At 34.7% G+C, this 18,841-nt stretch carries 16 protein-coding genes; 7 read left to right on the forward strand and 9 right to left on the reverse strand.

Annotation, left to right across the window (positions count from 1 at the left end; all coding sequences use genetic code 11):
• Positions 1-71: 71 nt before the first annotated feature.
• Together H4O20_RS09235 and H4O20_RS09240 are read left to right on the forward strand one after the other, a co-directional pair.
• Positions 72-1,028, forward strand: coding sequence for an HlyD family secretion protein (locus H4O20_RS09235; RefSeq protein WP_185099064.1), 957 nt, complete (start codon positions 72-74; stop codon positions 1,026-1,028).
• A gap of 122 nt (positions 1,029-1,150) precedes the next feature.
• Positions 1,151-2,323 (forward strand): ABC transporter permease, encoded by a 1,173-nt coding sequence (locus tag H4O20_RS09240; RefSeq protein WP_185099065.1) that lies wholly within the window; start codon positions 1,151-1,153, stop codon positions 2,321-2,323.
• Between the two features lie 92 nt (positions 2,324-2,415).
• Here the strand turns inward: H4O20_RS09240 and H4O20_RS09245 are convergent, their stop codons facing one another.
• Complete coding sequence (locus tag H4O20_RS09245; protein ID WP_139853837.1) at positions 2,416-3,294, reverse strand: universal stress protein; 879 nt, start codon at positions 3,292-3,294, stop codon at positions 2,416-2,418.
• A gap of 28 nt (positions 3,295-3,322) precedes the next feature.
• Complete coding sequence (locus H4O20_RS09250) at positions 3,323-4,996, reverse strand: BCCT family transporter (RefSeq protein ID WP_139853838.1); 1,674 nt, start codon at positions 4,994-4,996, stop codon at positions 3,323-3,325.
• A 246-nt stretch (positions 4,997-5,242) separates the two neighbouring features.
• On the opposite strand from H4O20_RS09250, the gene H4O20_RS09255 reads away from it, so the two are divergent.
• Positions 5,243-8,269 carry an aminotransferase class III-fold pyridoxal phosphate-dependent enzyme gene (locus H4O20_RS09255; RefSeq protein WP_185099066.1) on the forward strand — a complete coding sequence of 1,009 codons (3,027 nt, stop codon included), beginning with the start codon at positions 5,243-5,245 and terminating at the stop codon, positions 8,267-8,269.
• 30 nt (positions 8,270-8,299) lie between these two features.
• Positions 8,300-8,728: a nuclear transport factor 2 family protein gene (locus tag H4O20_RS09260; protein ID WP_185099067.1), complete on the forward strand. Its 429-nt coding sequence runs from the start codon at positions 8,300-8,302 to the stop codon at positions 8,726-8,728.
• Here the strand turns inward: H4O20_RS09260 and H4O20_RS09265 are convergent.
• From H4O20_RS09265 to hemW, 6 genes are all read right to left on the reverse strand, one after another.
• Positions 8,725-9,720 carry a metal-dependent hydrolase gene (locus tag H4O20_RS09265; RefSeq protein ID WP_185099068.1) on the reverse strand — a complete coding sequence of 332 codons (996 nt, stop codon included), beginning with the start codon at positions 9,718-9,720 and terminating at the stop codon, positions 8,725-8,727. The two genes, H4O20_RS09260 and H4O20_RS09265, sit on opposite strands and share 4 nt — an antisense overlap.
• Before the next feature lie 10 nt (positions 9,721-9,730).
• Positions 9,731-11,503, reverse strand: coding sequence for a DNA mismatch repair protein MutS (locus H4O20_RS09270; RefSeq protein WP_185099069.1), 1,773 nt, complete (start codon positions 11,501-11,503; stop codon positions 9,731-9,733).
• A 17-nt stretch (positions 11,504-11,520) separates the two neighbouring features.
• A complete protein-coding gene (locus tag H4O20_RS09275; RefSeq protein WP_185099070.1) occupies positions 11,521-11,898 on the reverse strand; it encodes an MmcQ/YjbR family DNA-binding protein in 378 nt (125 codons plus the stop codon).
• A gap of 41 nt (positions 11,899-11,939) precedes the next feature.
• The gene (locus H4O20_RS09280; protein WP_185099071.1) at positions 11,940-12,551 is read right to left on the reverse strand and encodes a DUF4230 domain-containing protein; all 612 of its coding nucleotides are present in this window, start codon (positions 12,549-12,551) and stop codon (positions 11,940-11,942) included.
• Between the two features lie 139 nt (positions 12,552-12,690).
• Positions 12,691-13,437 (reverse strand): cyclase family protein, encoded by a 747-nt coding sequence (locus H4O20_RS09285; protein ID WP_185099072.1) that lies wholly within the window; start codon positions 13,435-13,437, stop codon positions 12,691-12,693.
• 157 nt (positions 13,438-13,594) lie between these two features.
• Positions 13,595-14,773: a radical SAM family heme chaperone HemW gene (gene hemW, locus H4O20_RS09290; RefSeq protein WP_185099073.1), complete on the reverse strand. Its 1,179-nt coding sequence runs from the start codon at positions 14,771-14,773 to the stop codon at positions 13,595-13,597.
• Between the two features lie 129 nt (positions 14,774-14,902).
• Between hemW and H4O20_RS09295 the strand changes: the two genes are divergently transcribed.
• On the forward strand, positions 14,903-15,964 hold the full coding sequence (locus tag H4O20_RS09295) for a transporter substrate-binding domain-containing protein (protein ID WP_185099074.1): 1,062 nt from the start codon (positions 14,903-14,905) through the stop codon (positions 15,962-15,964).
• A 103-nt stretch (positions 15,965-16,067) separates the two neighbouring features.
• On the opposite strand, the gene ruvC is transcribed toward H4O20_RS09295, so the two are convergent.
• Complete coding sequence (gene ruvC / locus H4O20_RS09300) at positions 16,068-16,619, reverse strand: crossover junction endodeoxyribonuclease RuvC (protein ID WP_139853848.1); 552 nt, start codon at positions 16,617-16,619, stop codon at positions 16,068-16,070.
• 111 nt (positions 16,620-16,730) lie between these two features.
• On the opposite strand from ruvC, the gene H4O20_RS09305 reads away from it, so the two are divergent.
• On the forward strand, positions 16,731-17,702 hold the full coding sequence (locus H4O20_RS09305) for a lysylphosphatidylglycerol synthase domain-containing protein (protein WP_185099075.1): 972 nt from the start codon (positions 16,731-16,733) through the stop codon (positions 17,700-17,702).
• A 41-nt stretch (positions 17,703-17,743) separates the two neighbouring features.
• Complete coding sequence (locus H4O20_RS09310; protein WP_185099076.1) at positions 17,744-18,817, forward strand: glycosyltransferase; 1,074 nt, start codon at positions 17,744-17,746, stop codon at positions 18,815-18,817.
• Positions 18,818-18,841: the final 24 nt, after the last annotated feature.

Consider the following 18,841-nt stretch of genomic DNA (forward strand, 5'->3'; position numbering starts at 1 on the left):
TAGAATTAAATCGATGGATTTAAGACAAAACTAACCTACATTAAAATTATAGATTAAAAGAAATTATAAAGATGAAATCAACTAAAACCATATTAGTCGCACTTGTTTCCTTATTAGCTTTAAGCTCTTGTGGTGATGATAAAATAACCACAGAAAGAGGAAAAGTAAAATTTGAAACTATCTCCCTAAGCAGTAAACTAGGTGGAAGAATTTCAAAAATATATGTTAGCGAAGGCCAAGAAGTAAAAAAGGGTGACACCCTAGCATTTATTGATATCCCAGAAGTGGGTGCTAAAATGATGCAAGCTGAAGGTGCAATTACAGCAGCTCAAGGACAATTAAATATGGCCTTTAATGGAGCTACTACAGAACAATTAAGTCAGATAGAGCAACAATTAAACTCTGGGAAAGCACAATTAAAATTTGCTCAAGAATCGTACAACCGATTAGAAAACATGTACAAAGATTCACTAGTGAGTCAACAGCAGTTTGATGAAGTAAAAATGAAACTTTCAATGGCACAGGCACAAGTAGAAGCATTAGAAGCTAAACGTACTGAGGTGCGAAAAGGAGCTCGCGCCGAACAAATAGAACAAGCCCAAGGACAATTAGATAGAGCTTTAGGTGCTAAAGAAGAAGTAGCTTCCGCAGTTAACGAAAAATATTTAATCGCTCCTGTAGATATGTCTGTTGAAACCATTAGCCTAGAAGAAGGTGAATTGTTAACGCCAGGATATTCTTTGTTTAATGGCTATAAAAAGAATAGTGTTTATTTCAGATTTACTATTCCAGAATCTAAAATATACGATTATAGACTAGGCCAAAAACTAACTATTGAAAACCCTTACACTGAAGAAGTTATTCAAGCTGAAATTACTGCTATTAATCAACTTGCTCAATATGCAAACATTACTAGTACAGCACCTTTATATGGATTGGACGAGTCTATTTATGAATTGAAAGTAGTTCCAACTGGAAATATTGAAGACAAGACGTTTTATTTAAATGCAACAATGCTTATTAAATAACAAGCCTTTTAAGGAGTGACTTAGATTCAAAGGATAGGTCATAAATCAAATACAAGATTGATAAACTCGAACTAATCGAAAGTTTTAAGTCCTATCGTCTTTGTCTAATGAAAAACTAAATTATGAATAAATTTATAAGACTTCTTCGAATTGAATTCAAGCGTATTTTCGCAAACGATGTACTGCTTGCTATCTTTTTTGGAGCCCCTGTTCTATACGGTATTTTATTTGGCTATGTATATCAACAAGCCAAAGTTGTAGATTTACCAATAGTGATTATAGATCAAGATCGCAGCCCTACTTCAGACAAGATTATAGATGCATTTGGAGATAACGAAGGTTTATTGGTGAGCGATGTGCGTTATACCGCAGGAAATCTAATCGATGAAATGCCGACGCAGCAATATGCAGCTGTCATTACGCTACCAAGTAATTTTGAAGCAGATGTATTCCAGAAAAAACATCCAGAAATACGCGTAGATTTAAATATGGCGAACATCTTAAACGCCAACACCGCTAGTAATCACATTCAAGCAGTTTTACTGACACTAAATGCCGGAATGGAAATAGAAGGTTTGAAAAAACAAGGGATGCACCCAGCGCAAGCTAAAGCCTCTTATGAAAGCTTCAAGATTAACATCAATAAACTGTATAACTCCACTGGTAACTATGTAACTTTTATGCTACCTGGTTTATTGGGTGGTATTATGCAGCAGATTATTTTCTTAGCAATGGCTTTGGTTTTCTCAAGAGATTTTGAAGATGGTTACTTTGGAACTTTGGTAAAAGAAAGTAAATCTTCTCTATACCTTATAGCCCTAAAAACCACTCCATTTTTAATAATGCTTCCTTTAATCTGGTTGGTTGTTGCTTTGTTTTTCCCATATTTTAATGTGGACATCAACATATTTAACTTTCCGATGTTTGTATTAGTTGTACTATTAACATTTGCATCCATCTTTATTGGAATGTTATTTTCAATTGCAATACCTAGTCAGTTAAAAGCCACCGAACTTTTAATGGTAATTTCTACACCTGCATTTATTTTAAGTGGTTTTACTTGGCCAACTATGGCTATTCCAGACGCAATTACCAATATTGCCCAATTCATTCCGCTGACACAGTTTTTAAGCGGCTTTAGAAAAATTGCATTTTATGACGGAGATTTGGCTTCAATAAAACCAGAATTAGGTATGTTGTTTATCATTATGGCCGTTTCCTTTATAGCCATGGTTATTCTACTTCAACTGAAGATTCGTCTTCATAGAAAGAAAGGAAAACAAATAACTGAATAGACAGGAAACATAAAATATCACAAACAAAAAAGCCTCTCAAGGAATTCCTTAGAGAGGCTTTTCTTTAACAACTTCTGCTGAAGTTAACACTATTATCTTATAACCAATAAAGGCATTTTCCTATTTCTAATTAACAGGTCATTTGTGACACTTCCAACAAATAATGACGTGATATTACTTCCACCTCTTGCAGAAACCACAACGATATCTGCATCCGTTTTTTCTGCGTGAAGTTCAATAGCTTCAACAACCGAATACCCTTCTCTATCAATATATTTAAAAGGAATATTTTCTGAGAGTTTATATTTTTTTCTGAATTGCTTCACTTTATCCTTAAGGTGATTCTTAGTTTTATCAATAGCCTTTTCCGAATTGATGTAAGGAAAGAAAAATGAAGGAATATTATAAACGTGTAGTCCTTCAATTTTTCCCTCTGAGCGCTCTACCAAACTACCTGCAACAGCAAAACATCGGGCAGATGCCGAACTAAAGTCGGTAGGCACCAACACATTATTCATTTCGTGTTTAGCTTCTTCGGGAACTAGTAATACATTGGCATCAAGCATTCTTACTAGCTTCTGATTTAAAGCTCCAGTACCTTGAAGTTCATCCTTATTACCTAGTACCATTATATCGATTCTGTATTCTTTAGCCAGGTGACTTAAGATACTTTCAGTATAATCATCAGTAGTTATTAAAACGGTATTGGGTACAGATGCCGTATAATACTTATCGATAGTTTTTTGTAAACCTCGATCTACAATATCTTCTAAGGTTATTCCTTCTTCAAGAAATTCGTCATATAAATCGTATAATTTATACTGCTTTATATTATGTGTAAAATACAAATGTTCAATATTCCACACTTCACAAAGGAAATTCACGTATTGCAACAAAATAGGATCCATTTCAGTAAGATCCAAAGCAACCATCAACCTCAAGTTGTTCTCTAAATTTATTTTCTGTGTCATATTAAATAACTATTATGTGAAATTTATTTTATAAATCAGTTGTTGTTGGTTTTTTCTTAGGTGGAGTATCCGGGTCAATCTTATCCAAATTTTTCTCTTCTCGCTCCTCATTTACCAAGTTGAGTATGTTTTTGCGATAACTTTCTCTTTCTAAAAGTTTTTCTTTTCGCTCGGCTTTATCATAATCTTCATTTACTCCTCTATATAATGAAAAACACATCATAACAAGAAGAATTGCAAAGGGTAATCCTGAAATTGTAACCACCGTTTGCAGCGCATCCAAACCTCCTCCATACATCAATACACCAGCAATTACTCCAGTAGCTACCGCCCAAATTACTCTTTGAAAAGATGGCGTATTTAATTTACCTCCTGAAGTAATACTATTTACCACAATTGCTCCTGAATCGGCTGAAGTAATAATAAAGCTACAAATTAGAACTACACCAAGCGACTTCAATACAATTGCAATTGGAAACTTATCGAAAAACACATAAAGTGCAGTCGATATATTATCGTTTACAGCGGCAATCATAGCTGTGTCTCCTAGCAAGATATCACGCATTGTAATTCCTCCAAATGCACTAAACCACAAGAATGTAACCAGTGCTGGTAGTATTAAAACACATAGAATAAATTCTTTAATGGTTCTTCCTTTAGAAATACGAGCGATAAAAGTTCCTACGAATGGCGACCAAGATATCCACCAACCCCAATACATTATAGTTCGCATTTTTTGCCAATCGGTTCCGCGAAGTGCTTCCGTCCAAGTGGACATATCGATAAAGTGAACTAAGTAACTTCCAAGGTTTTGAATATATGATTTAAAGATAAACGTAGTTGGCCCTAAAATTAATACCAATAAAAATATAGCCGATGCTACTCTTACGTTAAGCTTACTAAGTATTTGCACCCCTTTGTTTACACCACTAAAAGCAGAGATTGTAGCGGCTAATGTCACTCCTACAATTATAATTATTTGATAGAACAACGAACTCGGAACCCCAAATACGTGAGTTAACCCCGAGTTAATTTGCCCTACACCAAACCCGATGGTTGTTGCTAGACCAAAAAGCGTAGTTATCACCGCCATTATATCAATTACATCTCCCATCCATCCGTGAATTCTATTCCCTAATAGTGGGTAGAATGCCGAGCGCAATGTTAGCGGCATCTTTCTGTTAAAAGTGAAATACGCTAAGGAAAGTCCTACAACCGAATAAATTGCCCACCCGTGAATTCCGTGATGTAAAAATGAAAAGTTGATCGCCTCTTGTGCAATAAGAGATGGCTCTTCTCCCGCTAAACGCGGCGGAGAAAGATAATCTCGAACAGGGTCGGCAATACTAAAAAGCACTAATCCATTTCCTATTCCTGCACTAAACAACATCGCGAACCAAGCCCATAAACTAAATTCTGGCTTCGCCTTCTTACCTCCAATTCGGATTTTCCCGAATTTACTAAAAGCCATGTACAAGCAAAAAACTATAAATAAGTTTACCGCTAAAGTGTAAATCCACCCACCATGTGCAGATACTGCAGTTTGGGCAATTCCAAAATAGTGTTCGGCTTCATCTTCAAAAATAAGAGTAAACCCAACACTAAAAATCACAACCGCAATGGCAGAAAAAAATACTGTTTTATTAACTACTAGACCAAGAAATGTTGAAGTGCTGTCCTTACGAGTAACTTTAATCGACATATATAAATGGTTTATTAAATAATTAGAGATTTAAATTTATGAAGATTCGTTTCACTTAAATCTTTTAAGTACTTCTGAAAAGCTGTCTATAAACAATTTCCTTAGAAAGCTTTTATAAAATTTAAAGCTGACATTATACCATAAATTAATTCGATTTACAAATAATTCTAAAATTATACCTAATCGTTGAGCTTTAAGAGACTACATTTTTAAGTAAATTTGTTACTGTAACACTCCAATAAAGCTATGTCTAAAATCACTGCTCAAGAAGCTTCCAAAATCGCTCAAAAACATTTTAAAATAACTGCCGAAGCTATCGAGCTAGACGGTTATGAGGATGAAAATTTTCTTTTAGAAACAAATACAGAAGAGAAATATCTTCTAAAAATTTCTTCTGAAGAAAACAATGCGTTACTAAATTTTCAGAATAAAATATTAAGCCATCTTTCAACCAAAAACCTGACTTTTAAAACTTCAAAAGTTCTTAATTCTGAAGATGGCAATTCCCTTGTAACACTTTCCAATGGCAAAACCGCACGATTACTCTCTTGGGTTCCTGGCCGTATTTGGGCGGATGTAAAGCCTAAAACTGAACGCTTAAGAACTAATTTAGGTGAAGCAGCAGGAAGTTTAACCAACGCTTTACAGGACTTCAAAAACACCTCAGCTAATAGAAGATTAGAATGGGATTTAGCGAATTCAGATTGGACAAACAACCATATTAATCGTTTCAATGGAGAAGAAAAAGATGCGATTCAACACTTTCAAACTAGGTTTTTAGAGATTCAGCCTATTTATAAAAATCTCCCGAAGAGCATTATACACAATGATATAAACGATTACAACATCTTGGTAACTTCTGATTTAGTAGAACCAAAAATTTCAGGGTTAATAGATTTTGGAGATTCAGTTTTTACTCAAACCGTAAATGATCTCGCCATAACTTTAGCCTATGCGATTACAGAAATTCCCGACCCGCTTTCTGCAGCTTTAGACATAGTGAAAGCTTATAACAAAAACTATAGCTTTTCTGAAGACGAATTAAAATGTCTTTACACTTTGGTTGGAATGCGTTTGGCTACAACACTTACCAATGCCTCCATTAAAAAAGAAGAATTTCCAGACGATGAATACTATGTTATAAGCGAAAAACCTGCTCAGAATTTACTACAGAAATGGTTTAAAGTAAATGAGAGTTTTGCATATCATTCTTTCCGAAATGCTTGTGGATACTCAGCACATCCATTAGAAGAAAAGTTTGAAATTTGGGCGAAAAGCAATCAAATTTCCTTGAAAACTATATTTCCCGCTGTCACTTCAGAAAAAATCGTGAACTTAGATATGAGTGTTGGCAGTACTTTATTAGGAAATATTTCAGAATACGAAGATCCTGAAATTTCAGAATTTAAACTAAAACAATTTCAGAAACACCACCCAAAAACCATACTCTTAAATGGCTATTTAGAAACTCGACCTTTTTACACAACCGACGCTTTTAAAAGTGAAGGTAATAACGGCCCTGAGTATCGCACCGTACATTTGGGAACTGATTTCTGGGTGCCGGCAGAAACACCAGTTCACGCACCGTTTGACGCTATTGTAAAAGTAATCCACCACAATAATTACGATAAGGATTATGGCCCAATGATAATCTTAGAACACAGTTTTGAAGGGGATTCATTTTACACACTTTATGGACATTTAACGCTGAGTTCTCTCAATATTTTAAAACCTGGACAAGCTGTAAAACAAGGTGATCTTATAGCCTATATCGGATCTCCAAGTGAAAATGGAAACTGGGCGCCACACTTACATTTTCAAATTATTTTGGATCTTTTAGGGAATAACGAAAACTTCAACGGCGTTGCGTTACCAGCAAAAGTTGATGTTTGGAAAAGCATTTGCCCTAATCCGAATCTGATATTTAAAGAAGAACTTGAGAATTTAGAGCAAGAGCTTTCAGAAGAAAGTATGATTGAATTCAGAAAAGATCACCTTGGGAAAAGTTTGAGTCTTTCGTATGACAAACCTTTGCATATTGTACGCGGTGAAGGCGTTTATTTGATAGATATTGAAGGAAGAAAATATCTAGACACTGTAAACAATGTAAACCACGTTGGACATCAGCATCCAAAAGTAGTTTCGGCGGGGCAAAGACAAATGGCCGTTTTAAACACAAACACCCGCTATCTACACAGAGAAATTATAGCTTATGCTGAAGCACTGCTGAAAAAGCTTCCAGAACATCTATCGGTGATTCACATTGTAAATTCTGGTAGCGAAGCTAATGAACTTGCTCTGCGAATGGCGAAAACGGTAACTGGCAATAAAGATATTTTAGCTATTGAAGTTGGATACCACGGAAATACTAACGCTGTGATGGATGTGAGTTCTTATAAGTTTGAAGGTGAAGGTGGTTTCCCAAAACCTGAGACGACGCATATTTTACCACTGCCCGATTCATACCGCGGGAAATATTCTGGAGATAACTGCGGTGTAGATTATGCCCAACACGCCAAGGAAATTATTGAAACCTTAAAAGCTGAAGGGAAAGAAATTGCAGGGTTTATTGGGGAAACACTTATAAGTTGTGGCGGACAAGTTGTTCCTCCTAAAGATTATTTCAAAGAAGTTTACAAACACGTTCACGAAGCTGGTGGTATTTGCATAGCCGATGAAGTACAAACAGGTTTCGGACGAATGGGAAAAACCTTTTGGGCATTTGAGCTTTACGATGTTAAACCAGATATCGTTACCATGGGAAAACCTGCAGGAAATGGGCATCCATTAGCAGTTGTGGCTTGTACAAAAGAAGTTGCAGAAAAATTTAATACAGGTATGGAATACTTCAACACCTTTGGTGGTAATCCTGTTTCTTGCGCCATTGGTCGCACTGTTTTAGAAATTATCGATGAAGAAAACCTTCGACAAAATGCTTTGGAAGTTGGTGGGTTTTTAAAAACTGAATTAAAAAGTTTACAGAAACAATTTCCAATAATTAGCGATGTGCGCGGGGAAGGACTGTTTTTAGGCTTCGAATTAAATGATTCACATAAAAACCCATTGCCTAACCATGCTTCTTATTTGGCAAATAGAATGAAACAATTTGGGATTTTAATGAGTATTGATGGCCCAGACCACAATGTTTTAAAAATAAAACCGCCAATCGTTTTTAGTAAACAGAATGCAGAAGAGCTTATTCTTAGACTGAATACTGTTTTTGGTGAAGATTATATGTCCTTCGGCTACGCTCAGAAACCATTGAAATTTTAATAAAGGAACTCTTTGTCAAAACCCTCGATTATGAAAAAAATACTTCTACTTTTCTGCTTAATTACAACGCTAACTGCTGTTTCCCAAACAGAAGTTTCTGATAAAGAAGCAATTCTTTCGGTATTAAAATCACAAGAAAAAGCTTGGAATCAATTCGACTTAGAAGGATATATGCAAGGCTATTGGAAGAGTGATTCTTTGAAGTTTTACGGGAGTAGCGGTCTTACAAACGGGTGGCAAAAAACATTAAGCAACTACAAAAAGTCCTATCCTACGAAAAATCATACGGGAACCTTAGATTTCACAATCGATGCAATCACCAAAATTGAAGAAAACTCCTATCACGTGATGGGGCAATACCATTTAGTTCGAAAAATGGGCAATGCAAATGGTGTTTTCTTAATTATCTTCAAAAAGATTGATGGCGAGTGGAGAATTGTAGCCGATATGAGTTGTTAACTTCCCTTTATTCGCTCCCAAAGATCTGAAAGAAGTCTTTTGGCCTCACTCCTATCCTTTGGCTCTTCAGTAACAACAACCTTATCACCTACCTTATCTAAACGAAAACTAAAGGCGAATTTTCCAACACTCTGATCTACACTCATCATCCCAAAACGAAGATCGTTAAGGTAAATTCCGCCTTCTTTTTCAGAAACAGTATACCAACCCTGGGTGATTTTGATAAGTTGTTTTACCTTGTCTTCATTGGCTAAATCGCCAAGGGCCTCGTGGTTTTTAGGGTGCGAAAAAAATTGAATTGGTTTGGTATCAAAAAAAGAGTAATCGCCAATTAGAAAAGCATCTTCAGTTTCCACATTTGCGGTCCATAGAATTGTATTAAATGGGCTAGGCTTCGTTTGCAATTCTACGTAATCAATATTTTGATCTTGTAATGCGTTTTCAAACTTCAGGTATGTAATTCCTTTTAGGATTATGGTAATTACCATATAACTACTACTCACAATTAATCCTAGATTATTAAACTTTTGTCTTTTAATACTTCCTCTTTTCTGAAGCATTGCCAAAATCAAAAATATTAGAAATGGCAAGGTATAGAGTGGGTCTATTACAAATATGTTTTTAAATGCCAATCGGATATCAAATGGCCAAAAAAGTTGGGTTCCCCAAGTAGTATGTGCATCTAACAAGGGATGAGTAACAAAACACATAAACCAGAATAAAAACCATTCTTTTAATCTGGCTCGTTTGTCCCATTTTGTACACATCCAGGCGAAAAACAATCCAAAAGCAATGGAAAAAATAATTGAGTGTGTAAACCCTCGGTGGATTTCTAAAGCATTAACTGTATCGGTAAAATGACTTGAAAGCACGTCTAAATCGGGAATTGTACCTGCAATTGCACCCAAAGCCATAGCTTTGTTTCCAATCTTTTTTCCTAAAACTGCTTCACCTACTGCGGCTCCTAAAACTATCTGTGTAACTGAATCCATTATAAAAAAACTAATCTACTATCTCCATTTTCTTCAACAAAAATGAAGCATTCATATTTTGACAAATTCCAGGTTTAAAAGTATAATCGAAAAAGAGTTCGTCGTTTTCTATGCGAGCATCGAAGAAGTAATTTTTTACTTCCGACAATTCATCTGCTGCAGCACACAAACTTAAATCGTGGGTTGCTATAATTCCTGTAGAATTACTCGCTACAAGTTTTTCAACAAACTTTCGAGAGCCAATAGCTTTATCTGTACTGTTTGTCCCTTTTAAAATCTCGTCTAAAATGATAAAATAACGGTCGGTTTTAATTTCGTCGACTATAAATTTTAAACGCTTTAACTCACTAAAGAAATACGATTCATCATCTGTTAAACTATCAGTAGTTCGCATACTTGTGATGAGTTTTATTGGATTGTATTCAGCTTTTTCAGCAGAAACAGGCAATCCCATATTTCCCATTACTATTTGTAGCGAAACCGTTCTTAAAAACGTACTTTTCCCAGCCATATTTGCTCCTGTCACAATAAAAAATTCTTCTGAATTTATTAAAATGTCATTTCGAACCATAACCGATTCATCAAGTAATGGATGTCCAGCACCCTTTACTTTTAAAACGGGAACCCTATCGTTAATTTCAGGGAAAACATAATGAGGATGATTAAACGCGAAGTTTCCTAAACTGTTATAAGCATCGAAGAAGGTTATAACCTCAAACCAATGTGGAACACTCGCTTTATGTGCATTAATCCACTCTTCAATATGATAACATTGGCGAAGGTTGCGAAGTGTAAATCCATTGATTATCGGACCAAAAAGCATGATATTCCCTTGTTCTAAAACATCCAAATACCTAGAGAATTTTTTCAAGGTGGTTGAAGCTTTAGTGTCGGCCTCAATTACAGAATTACGTTTTTTAGAGAGTATTTCTGAAGTAAATTCTTCATCTTCTATCTCTAAAATCAGTTTATGAAATTGGTCGAAAATGCTTTGTAGCTTGGAGGTACGAGATGATAGTTCATTTATTTTTTTCCCATAAATACCAGTAAGGACAAAACCTAATAAAAACCATCCAGCAGTAACATAACCTGAAAGTAAATCGAGGTAATTTAAAACAAACAACCCAACAGAAACAACAGTGAAAACAAATGAAAATGGTTTAATCCACTTTGGCGCAAATGCTTTATAATCTTTCAACCAACTTGTAACATCGGTTACTGAGGCTTCAGTTTTTACTAGGGAAGCAATACTTGAGAAACGTTGACGCCACTCAGCTTTCTCGGCTATTTCTTGAATAGCTTTTTGCTTTTCAGGAATAGCATCAACCTTGTTTTCGGTGAAAATTTCAGCTAGATAGTCTGAGCCGCTTTCAAGGGCTGTTCTGTTTAAATATTGGAAGAAAGAGCCACGTCCAAAAAGATCGATATCCTGACTGTAAAAATGGTTAGGATTTAAATACCTTTCTCCTGAAGGCAAATGATGAAAAGCTCTATTTAAAACTTCTAATTCCGTTTCATTTTGAGCTATCAATGCTTTTCTTAAGTCTCTTTCATATTGCAGCGCGCTATGCTTAGTAACTAAATAGATGAAAGTGATAATAGCAATAAATATTATAGCAATTATCACTTTTACATTTCCGAAGAAAAAATAAACTCCAAAACACGCTAATAAAAAAACCAGCAATCGAATACTGCTGGAAATAGCGAGTTTGCGTTTTAAGTTTTGCAACTCCTCGGTGTAGATCTTAATCTGTTGCTTATAAAATTCTGATGGTTTGTTCATTATAAGTATTTTAAACCTTACAAGTCTGAATGACTATTTAGGTTTTGTAATTCTACTTGAAGTTTTTTGGTAAGTCCTTTTACTACTAAATTATATGAATGATCAATTAACTCGATAATTAAATCCTGCGGCAAATTTCCTTCTATTTCCACAGTATTCCAATGTTTTTTGCTCATATGATATCCAGGAACAATTAATCCGTCGTATTCCTCCCGTAATTCAAGAGCACGTTCTGGGTCGCATTTTAAATTTGCTGTAGTGGGAATTGAATCGATACCTGTAAGAGCAAACATCTTCCCCATAACTTTAAAAACAAGGGCTTTATCGTCGAAAGGAAAGGATTCGGTTACTCCTTTTTTAGAGAGACAGTAGTCTCTAAACTCTTCTATATTCATAGGGGGAATTTTAAACCTAGCAGGCTTGGAATTTTAAATACTTATTTTTCAAGCTTAGGCTTATCTTCCAAAGCATAAAGCGCGGAGTAATCCAATTTCCAGTTAATTGTTTCAACTAGTGTTTCCATAAGTTGAATAGTTTCTAAAGCCTGTTTAGAAGCTTCGTTAAACAAATCGGTTTCAGGGATTTTATCTACTATATGCTTTTTAGCTTCTTGATTAATTTCGGTTAAATCGCTAGCTGTAAAAGGATTTGCCCACCCTTCGCGTTTATCGTAATATTTAAAATCGGTTTCAATAGTAAGCAGTTCAGGCTGTGGGAAATTTGTTAAGATAATGGTCTTTTTATCTGTATCGGCTCTCATTTTCACTTTGGTAAGATCGAATCCAATATGTGCTTTTGCTTCTATTAGGACCAAAGCTTTCTTTTTACCCAATAAAAGGTTCACCCACTTGTCTTTTACATTCTCATAGTAGAATATTTCAGAGAAATCGCCTTCAATTGTGATGAATTTACAAACACTGCGAATTTTCTCCATTAAGATTATAGATTGCGTGTTTACTTTTTCTTGTTTTCGTACACCAATAAAACGCGCAAAAAGGAAGTAAGCTAAAATGGCGCCAGCCGCCAAACCTATAAAAAGATATTCCATAAGATTATTTACTTATCTAAAGTTTTAACTAGTACATAGTTTAAAAACAAAATTACAGTTATTAAAGTTAATAGCGATTATTAGCAATAATTATAACCCATTATTTAAATCGCTTAGCGTCATAGCATGACTTTTTCAATTAATAGATTTTGTACAAAACGGGCTTGCTTGGGGAGGCATCGTTGTGAAATGAAGCCATCTGTAAATTGAGCAAATACTCACCGTCTACAATTGAATCTGGAACATATATTAATTCTGTAATCGTACAATCTTTACGTGGGTTTTCTGGATAATTCCAAAATGCTTTATGCGCCAAAAGTTTCCCTTCGTCCATTTCCTGATCTATAGAAGGAAGATCTATTAACAGGTGCTTTACCCCGATTTCTCTAAGATAATGCGCTGCCTTCTCGTGAAGAAACGGCCAATTGGTATTAGACCAATGCTTCGTTTTTTTTTCTGAAGTGTTTGGTAAGGTTCTTATTACTATAGCCTCAGGTGTTTTCCTATTTAAGGCCTGCCGAATTGTTTCTTCAAAAATTATTTCATCTTCTCCAACTTCAGTTGTATTTACAGAAATCACTTCAGCTATAAAAAAGAATGTTTTTAAGGCATCGTTTACAGAATAGAATTCTTCTGAAATATGGCCAAAACTTTCAGTATGTGTTCCATGACCATGGGGATTGAAATAAATATTATTAAAATTCACCGAAGCTCCTTCAGAAACTTTTCCTACCCAGTCTTCCATTTGCACAGGTTCTATAGTAGGTTCGGTTAAGTACCAAGCTAGTGGATTTTCTTCATTGGCTTGTATAGGCAGTGAAATATCCAATGGCTTGGAGAGATCAACATTTATAGTTTGATTATTTATTTCAATAGTAGTTTTCATTATTTAAATTTCAAGTTTGCAAAACTCAATTCGGTCAAGGTTTTCTTAAGCTTTGAAATTACACAAAGCCAAAAAAAGAAATCTCACAGAATTTAATCAACTAAAGATACAATTTTTAAAACCTAATTGGTATTGACAATCTGTTTGGATTAAGAGTTTATATCCAAAACAAATCACTTGCAATTCCATCGCTCAAAAACTTCCCTTTTCTTGAAACTTTTAAGCTTTGGTTCTCTAAAATAAGTAGTTGGTTGTGTAAATGATCTTCGGCTTGTTTTAATAGATATTCAGCAAATTCTTTTCCATATTCACTTTCAACCTTAGGTAAATAAACTCCTTTTTTGGTACGCAAGCCGGTCATTATATATTCATTATACCTATCTTCTTTTGAAAGATTTTCCATTTCAGAAGGGAGAATTTCTTCGGCTATGCTTTTTATGTATTTCGTATTGTTGGCCACATTCCAGCTACGAGATTTTCCGTTATAGCTATGTGCTGAAGGACCAATTCCTAAATAGGGCTTTCCTTCCCAGTAGGCAGTATTGTTTTTAGAGTGAAATCCTTCTCTTCCAAAATTTGAAAACTCGTAATTATCAAATCCTGCCTTTTCTGTTTCATCTACTAAAATTTCGTAATGCTGCTTTGCCACTTCTTCATCTACAGCTGGGATTATTCCCTTATCGATAAACTTTTTTAGGGCAGTTCGCGGTTCTACCGTAAGAGCATAACACGACAAATGTGGCACATTGAGGTTTAGAGCAATATTTAAATTTTCAATCCAACGCTCATTAGACATTCCTGGAATTCCATAAATTAAATCGATACTGATATTCTCAAAATACTTTTGAGCTTCCTTAATGCAATCTAACGCTTCGGTAGCGTTATGGGCACGGTTCATTAGTTTAAGGTCCTCTTCAAAAAAGGATTGAATCCCTATGCTGAGACGGTTAATTCCGAGAGTTTTATAATTCTCAAAAATAGTTCTCGACTGCGCATGAACAGACAGCATATCATCAGGGTTTGCTTCTAGGGTGATTTCTGGGCTTTCAGAAACTTTGTAGTTTTTAGAAATCGTTTCAAAAATCTGCTCCAATTCCTCCGAAGAAAGTAAACTTGGAGTTCCACCACCAAAATAAATAGTTTCTACTATCCCCTGCACTTCATCTTTTCGAAGTATTAATTCTTGACAGAGCGCAGCAATTAGCTCTCCTTTTTTCTTCAAAGAAGTGGAAAAGTGAAAGTCGCAGTAATGGCAGGCTTGTTTACAAAATGGAATATGTATATATATGCCAAAACCTTTATTACTTATTACATCATTTTCTGAAATATTCTCCATATTTTAAAGGGGATTGCGACATTAAAAAGCTCAAAACTTCATAAGTCCTCAAAATTAGTTATTATTTTTACCGCAATAAGCATTCATAACTTTAATTTCAGAACCTCAACTCATTAAAAAACCTAAAATATGTCTCGAATTATTTTATTCATTTTTCTTTTATGTTCTATAGTTTCTTTTGGACAAACAGATGAAAAAATTATTCGAGTAGGCTATACTGGTTCCACTCCTTTTGTAATGCACGACCAAAAAGAAGAGGGAATTGTATTTGATATTTGGAAAGAGATAGCCTATGATCTTCAGCTGAAATACACATTTAAGGAGTTTCCCTCAACCGAAGAGGGTATTGCAGCGACTAAAAACAATGAAGTTGATATTTTAATTGGGCCAACAACCATTAATAAAGAACGAGCTGAAGAAGTATCATTTTCTCAACCGTATTACAATACCGAAATGGCAATTCTAGCACCCATTATTGAACAAACATTTTGGGATAAGGTAAGGCCTATTTTTTCCAAAACTTTTCTTTACGGTGTTCTAGGTTTATTATTGGTACTTAGCGTAGTTGGATTTTTATTTTGGATAGTAGAAGGCAGAAAGTACAAGGAAGACTACGGGGATAAGTTTTATAAAGGTATTGGTTCTGGGGTATGGTTAGCGATTGTAACTATGACAACTGTTGGGTATGGCGATTATGCACCTCGAACTCCTGCAGGACGATTTGTAATGGGAGCTTGGATGATTATTTCATTGATTTTAGCTACTTCATTTGTTGCGGGAATTGCAACTACCCTATCCCTTACAACTGTTCAGCAAGATAAAACCATAACTAGCATACAGCATTTAGAAGGCAAAAAGGTAGCCGTACCGAATTATAAAAAAATAATGGACAGAGTTAGTAATGTAGATGGTACTCCTATAGCGGTGCATTCCGTTTCTGAAGGATATGAAATGTTGCTAAACAAAAAGGTTGATGCGTTAATTTATGACCAAATTCCTCTAGAATATATCTTTCAACTGAAAGATAAGGATGAGTACATCTTAAGTATGAAGAAAATTGAACCTCAATATTATGGTTTTATATTCCCTATTGAAAGCGATTTAAAAAGAATTGTAGATCTCGAAATCATCAAACTTCAAGAGAATAAAGAAATTGAAAATATTGTTCAGGATTGGATTTCTAGAAATTGATATTACTGAAGAGTAACCTTCGAATCTTATAGGAAAACGGGAATTTTAAATTGAGCTGAAATACTTAAGCACTAATAAAAGCATAGTAAAAGTTACTTCACTGCTACTTTACTCTGTCTTCATTCTGTTTTACAAAAGCAGCCCAACCTGAGTAACTTTTTCCTACTTCAACTCTCCCAGAGTTGTAAAAATGACAAACTGCAGCTGCGAGTCCGTCGGTACTATCTAGATTTTTTGGAAGTTCCTTTAAACCTAAAAGACTTTGAAGCATTTTAGCTACTTGCTCTTTACTAGCATTTCCGTTTCCGGTAATTGCCATTTTTATCTTTTTAGGGGAATACTCGGTAATGGGAATTTGTCTTGAAAGTCCTGCAGCCATTGCTACACCTTGAGCTCTACCTAATTTCAACATAGACTGTACGTTCTTTCCAAAGAAGGGCGCTTCAATAGCAATCTCGTCTGGGTGATGCGTTTCTATAAGTTCGATAGTGCGTTCAAAAATCAATCTTAGTTTTACATAGTGGTCGTCGTATTTCTTTAATTGGAGTTCATTAAGTTGAATAAATTCCATTTTTTTACCCACAACCTTTATAAGTCCAAACCCCATAATGGTAGTTCCTGGATCAATTCCTAAAATTATTTTTTCTGTTTGCATTTGTTAGATTCCGAAAATCTTAATCCTAACCTTTATAAGGAGGACTTTCTATATTTATATATATTTAGAAACGAATAAGCTCTCTCCCAAAACGAGACAAATAAATTCATTTTGTATTTTAGCCTAATGACTACTGCATCCTACAAAGCTAAACAATATCTGTTTGCTTCAGCAAAAGCTTTGATCTTGGTTATTACCTTTGGATATATTTTTTACAAACTAAAGAACAACCCTACAGTAGATCTCGTTGATTTTATTTCTTTAATTCAGCAGAAAGGAAGCAGCTCGATATATTTTTTAAGCTTATTTCTAAGTTTGACAGCTGCAAACTGGTTTTTTGAAATCTTAAAATGGCAAACTTTAGTTTCAACACTAGAAGAGATGAATTTTAAAACAGCAATGAAACAAAGTCTAGCTTCACTTACAGTTTCATTGGCAACACCTAATAGAGTTGGGGAATACGGTGCTAAAGCTTTGTTTTTTGAAAGGTCAAAAAGAAAAAAAATACTCTTTTTAAACTTCTTGTCAGGAACCGCACAAATGTTGGCAACGGTGATTTTTGGGGTGATTGGTTTATTTTATTTCCTTCGGAATTTTAAGATCGACTATTCTATTGTCTCATTTCTGTATTTTGGAATAGGACTCATTACATTTTTATCCATTGCCTATTATTTTAATAAAAAGAAACAGAAAAATAAGGACTTAACCAATTCTAAGGCAATCCGGTTTTTCAAAAAAATCCCGTTTCATATCAAACTGAAAACTATAGTTTTTTCAATTTTTCGATATGTTATTTTCAGTGGGATGTTTTATTGTTTACTGCTTTTTTTTGGCGCTGACATTGCGTTTATAGAAGCAATATTGCTAATATTTTCTATGTATTTACTAGTTTCTATCCTACCGACACTTTTTATTTTCGATGTGGTTATTCGCGGCGGTGTAGCAGTATGGTTGTTTTCATTTGCTGGAATTTCAGAATTGGTAGTTCTTCCCACTGTACTGGCGATGTGGTTTTTTAATTTTGTTCTGCCTTCACTATTAGGAAGCTTTTATATAGTTACTTATCAACCTGCAACCCGATGATTTGGGGCCTAATAATTTTATTTGTTTGCTATTTCATTTGCATGATAGCCTTGAGAATTGGTTTTAATAAAATTGAAACTTTTTCTGAAAAGAAAGGCATTCCAAAAACTGGTTTTAGTGTTGTTGTTCCATTTAGAAATGAAGCGGAAAACCTAGTTGACATGCTGAATTCTATAGAAAAGCTCAATTACCCTTCAACACTTTTTGAAATCATATTTGTAAACGATGCTTCAGAAGATTCCTCCGAAGCGATTATTCAAAAAGCTATACAGGAAAGTAAAATTGATATTAAACTTATTCAAAATAAATGCGTTTCAAATTCCCCTAAAAAAGACGCGATTACGCATGCTATAGAAGTTTCTAAATTTGAATGGATTGTTACTACCGATGCAGATTGTGAGTTGCCGAAAAACTGGTTAAAATCTCTTGATACTTTTATACAAGAAACTAAGCCAGTAATGGTATGCGCACCTGTAAAATACAAATCGGATGGGCAACTTATCCAAGTTTATCAGCAATTAGATGGATTGAGTTTACAAGTTGTTACAATTGGAAGTTTTGGAATTAAAAATCCATTGTTGAGCAACGGAGCTAATCTTGCGTATTCTAAAACTGCTTTTGCCCAAGTAAGTGGATTTTCAGGAAACGACCATATTGCTAGTGGAGATGATGTATTTTTATTAGAAAAGATGAAAAGAGCATTTCCAGAACAAGTTCTCTTTTTGAAATCGAAAGCTAGTATCGTAACTACAAAACCTCAACAAACTTGGGAAGGTATAATAAATCAGCGTGTGCGCTGGGCTTCAAAGACTTCTAAACAAGGAAACTTGACCTCAACATTTTTGGGGTTGTTGGTTGTTAGTGTAAATGTTTTGATTTTAGCCATACCGTTTTTAATGGTTTATAACACTGAAGAAATTGATGTTTATCTAATATTAATTTTCTTGAAAATTGCTACAGATTTTCTTGTCATTCACCAAACAGCGCAGTTTTTTAATGTTAAGCTTTCATTTTGGAAGTTAATTCCGCAAGTATTTATTTATGCATTAGTGACGACTATTGTAGTTATTAAAAGTTTAAAAGGAAGTTACTCTTGGAAGGGACGAGCGTTTTAAAATTAGTTTACGAGGGATATAAAC

The organism is Aequorivita sp. 609 (genome assembly GCF_014212065.1).
In the GTDB taxonomy this organism is placed as follows: Bacteria; Bacteroidota; Bacteroidia; order Flavobacteriales; family Flavobacteriaceae; genus Aequorivita; species Aequorivita sinensis.

What these genes read in the sequence shown, in the direction of transcription:
- H4O20_RS09235 (WP_185099064.1), top strand. Translation starts at nt 72, where the DNA reads ATGAAATCAACTAAAACCATATTAGTCGCACTTGTTTCCTTATTAGCT.
- H4O20_RS09240 (WP_185099065.1), top strand. Translation starts at nt 1,151, where the DNA reads ATGAATAAATTTATAAGACTTCTTCGAATTGAATTCAAGCGTATTTTC.
- H4O20_RS09245 (WP_139853837.1), bottom strand. Translation starts at nt 3,294, where the DNA reads ATGACACAGAAAATAAATTTAGAGAACAACTTGAGGTTGATGGTTGCT.
- H4O20_RS09250 (WP_139853838.1), bottom strand. Translation starts at nt 4,996, where the DNA reads ATGTCGATTAAAGTTACTCGTAAGGACAGCACTTCAACATTTCTTGGT.
- H4O20_RS09255 (WP_185099066.1), top strand. Translation starts at nt 5,243, where the DNA reads ATGTCTAAAATCACTGCTCAAGAAGCTTCCAAAATCGCTCAAAAACAT.
- H4O20_RS09260 (WP_185099067.1), top strand. Translation starts at nt 8,300, where the DNA reads ATGAAAAAAATACTTCTACTTTTCTGCTTAATTACAACGCTAACTGCT.
- H4O20_RS09265 (WP_185099068.1), bottom strand. Translation starts at nt 9,720, where the DNA reads ATGGATTCAGTTACACAGATAGTTTTAGGAGCCGCAGTAGGTGAAGCA.
- H4O20_RS09270 (WP_185099069.1), bottom strand. Translation starts at nt 11,503, where the DNA reads ATGAACAAACCATCAGAATTTTATAAGCAACAGATTAAGATCTACACC.
- H4O20_RS09275 (WP_185099070.1), bottom strand. Translation starts at nt 11,898, where the DNA reads ATGAATATAGAAGAGTTTAGAGACTACTGTCTCTCTAAAAAAGGAGTA.
- H4O20_RS09280 (WP_185099071.1), bottom strand. Translation starts at nt 12,551, where the DNA reads ATGGAATATCTTTTTATAGGTTTGGCGGCTGGCGCCATTTTAGCTTAC.
- H4O20_RS09285 (WP_185099072.1), bottom strand. Translation starts at nt 13,437, where the DNA reads ATGAAAACTACTATTGAAATAAATAATCAAACTATAAATGTTGATCTC.
- hemW (WP_185099073.1), bottom strand. Translation starts at nt 14,773, where the DNA reads ATGGAGAATATTTCAGAAAATGATGTAATAAGTAATAAAGGTTTTGGC.
- H4O20_RS09295 (WP_185099074.1), top strand. Translation starts at nt 14,903, where the DNA reads ATGTCTCGAATTATTTTATTCATTTTTCTTTTATGTTCTATAGTTTCT.
- ruvC (WP_139853848.1), bottom strand. Translation starts at nt 16,619, where the DNA reads ATGCAAACAGAAAAAATAATTTTAGGAATTGATCCAGGAACTACCATT.
- H4O20_RS09310 (WP_185099076.1), top strand. Translation starts at nt 17,744, where the DNA reads ATGATAGCCTTGAGAATTGGTTTTAATAAAATTGAAACTTTTTCTGAA.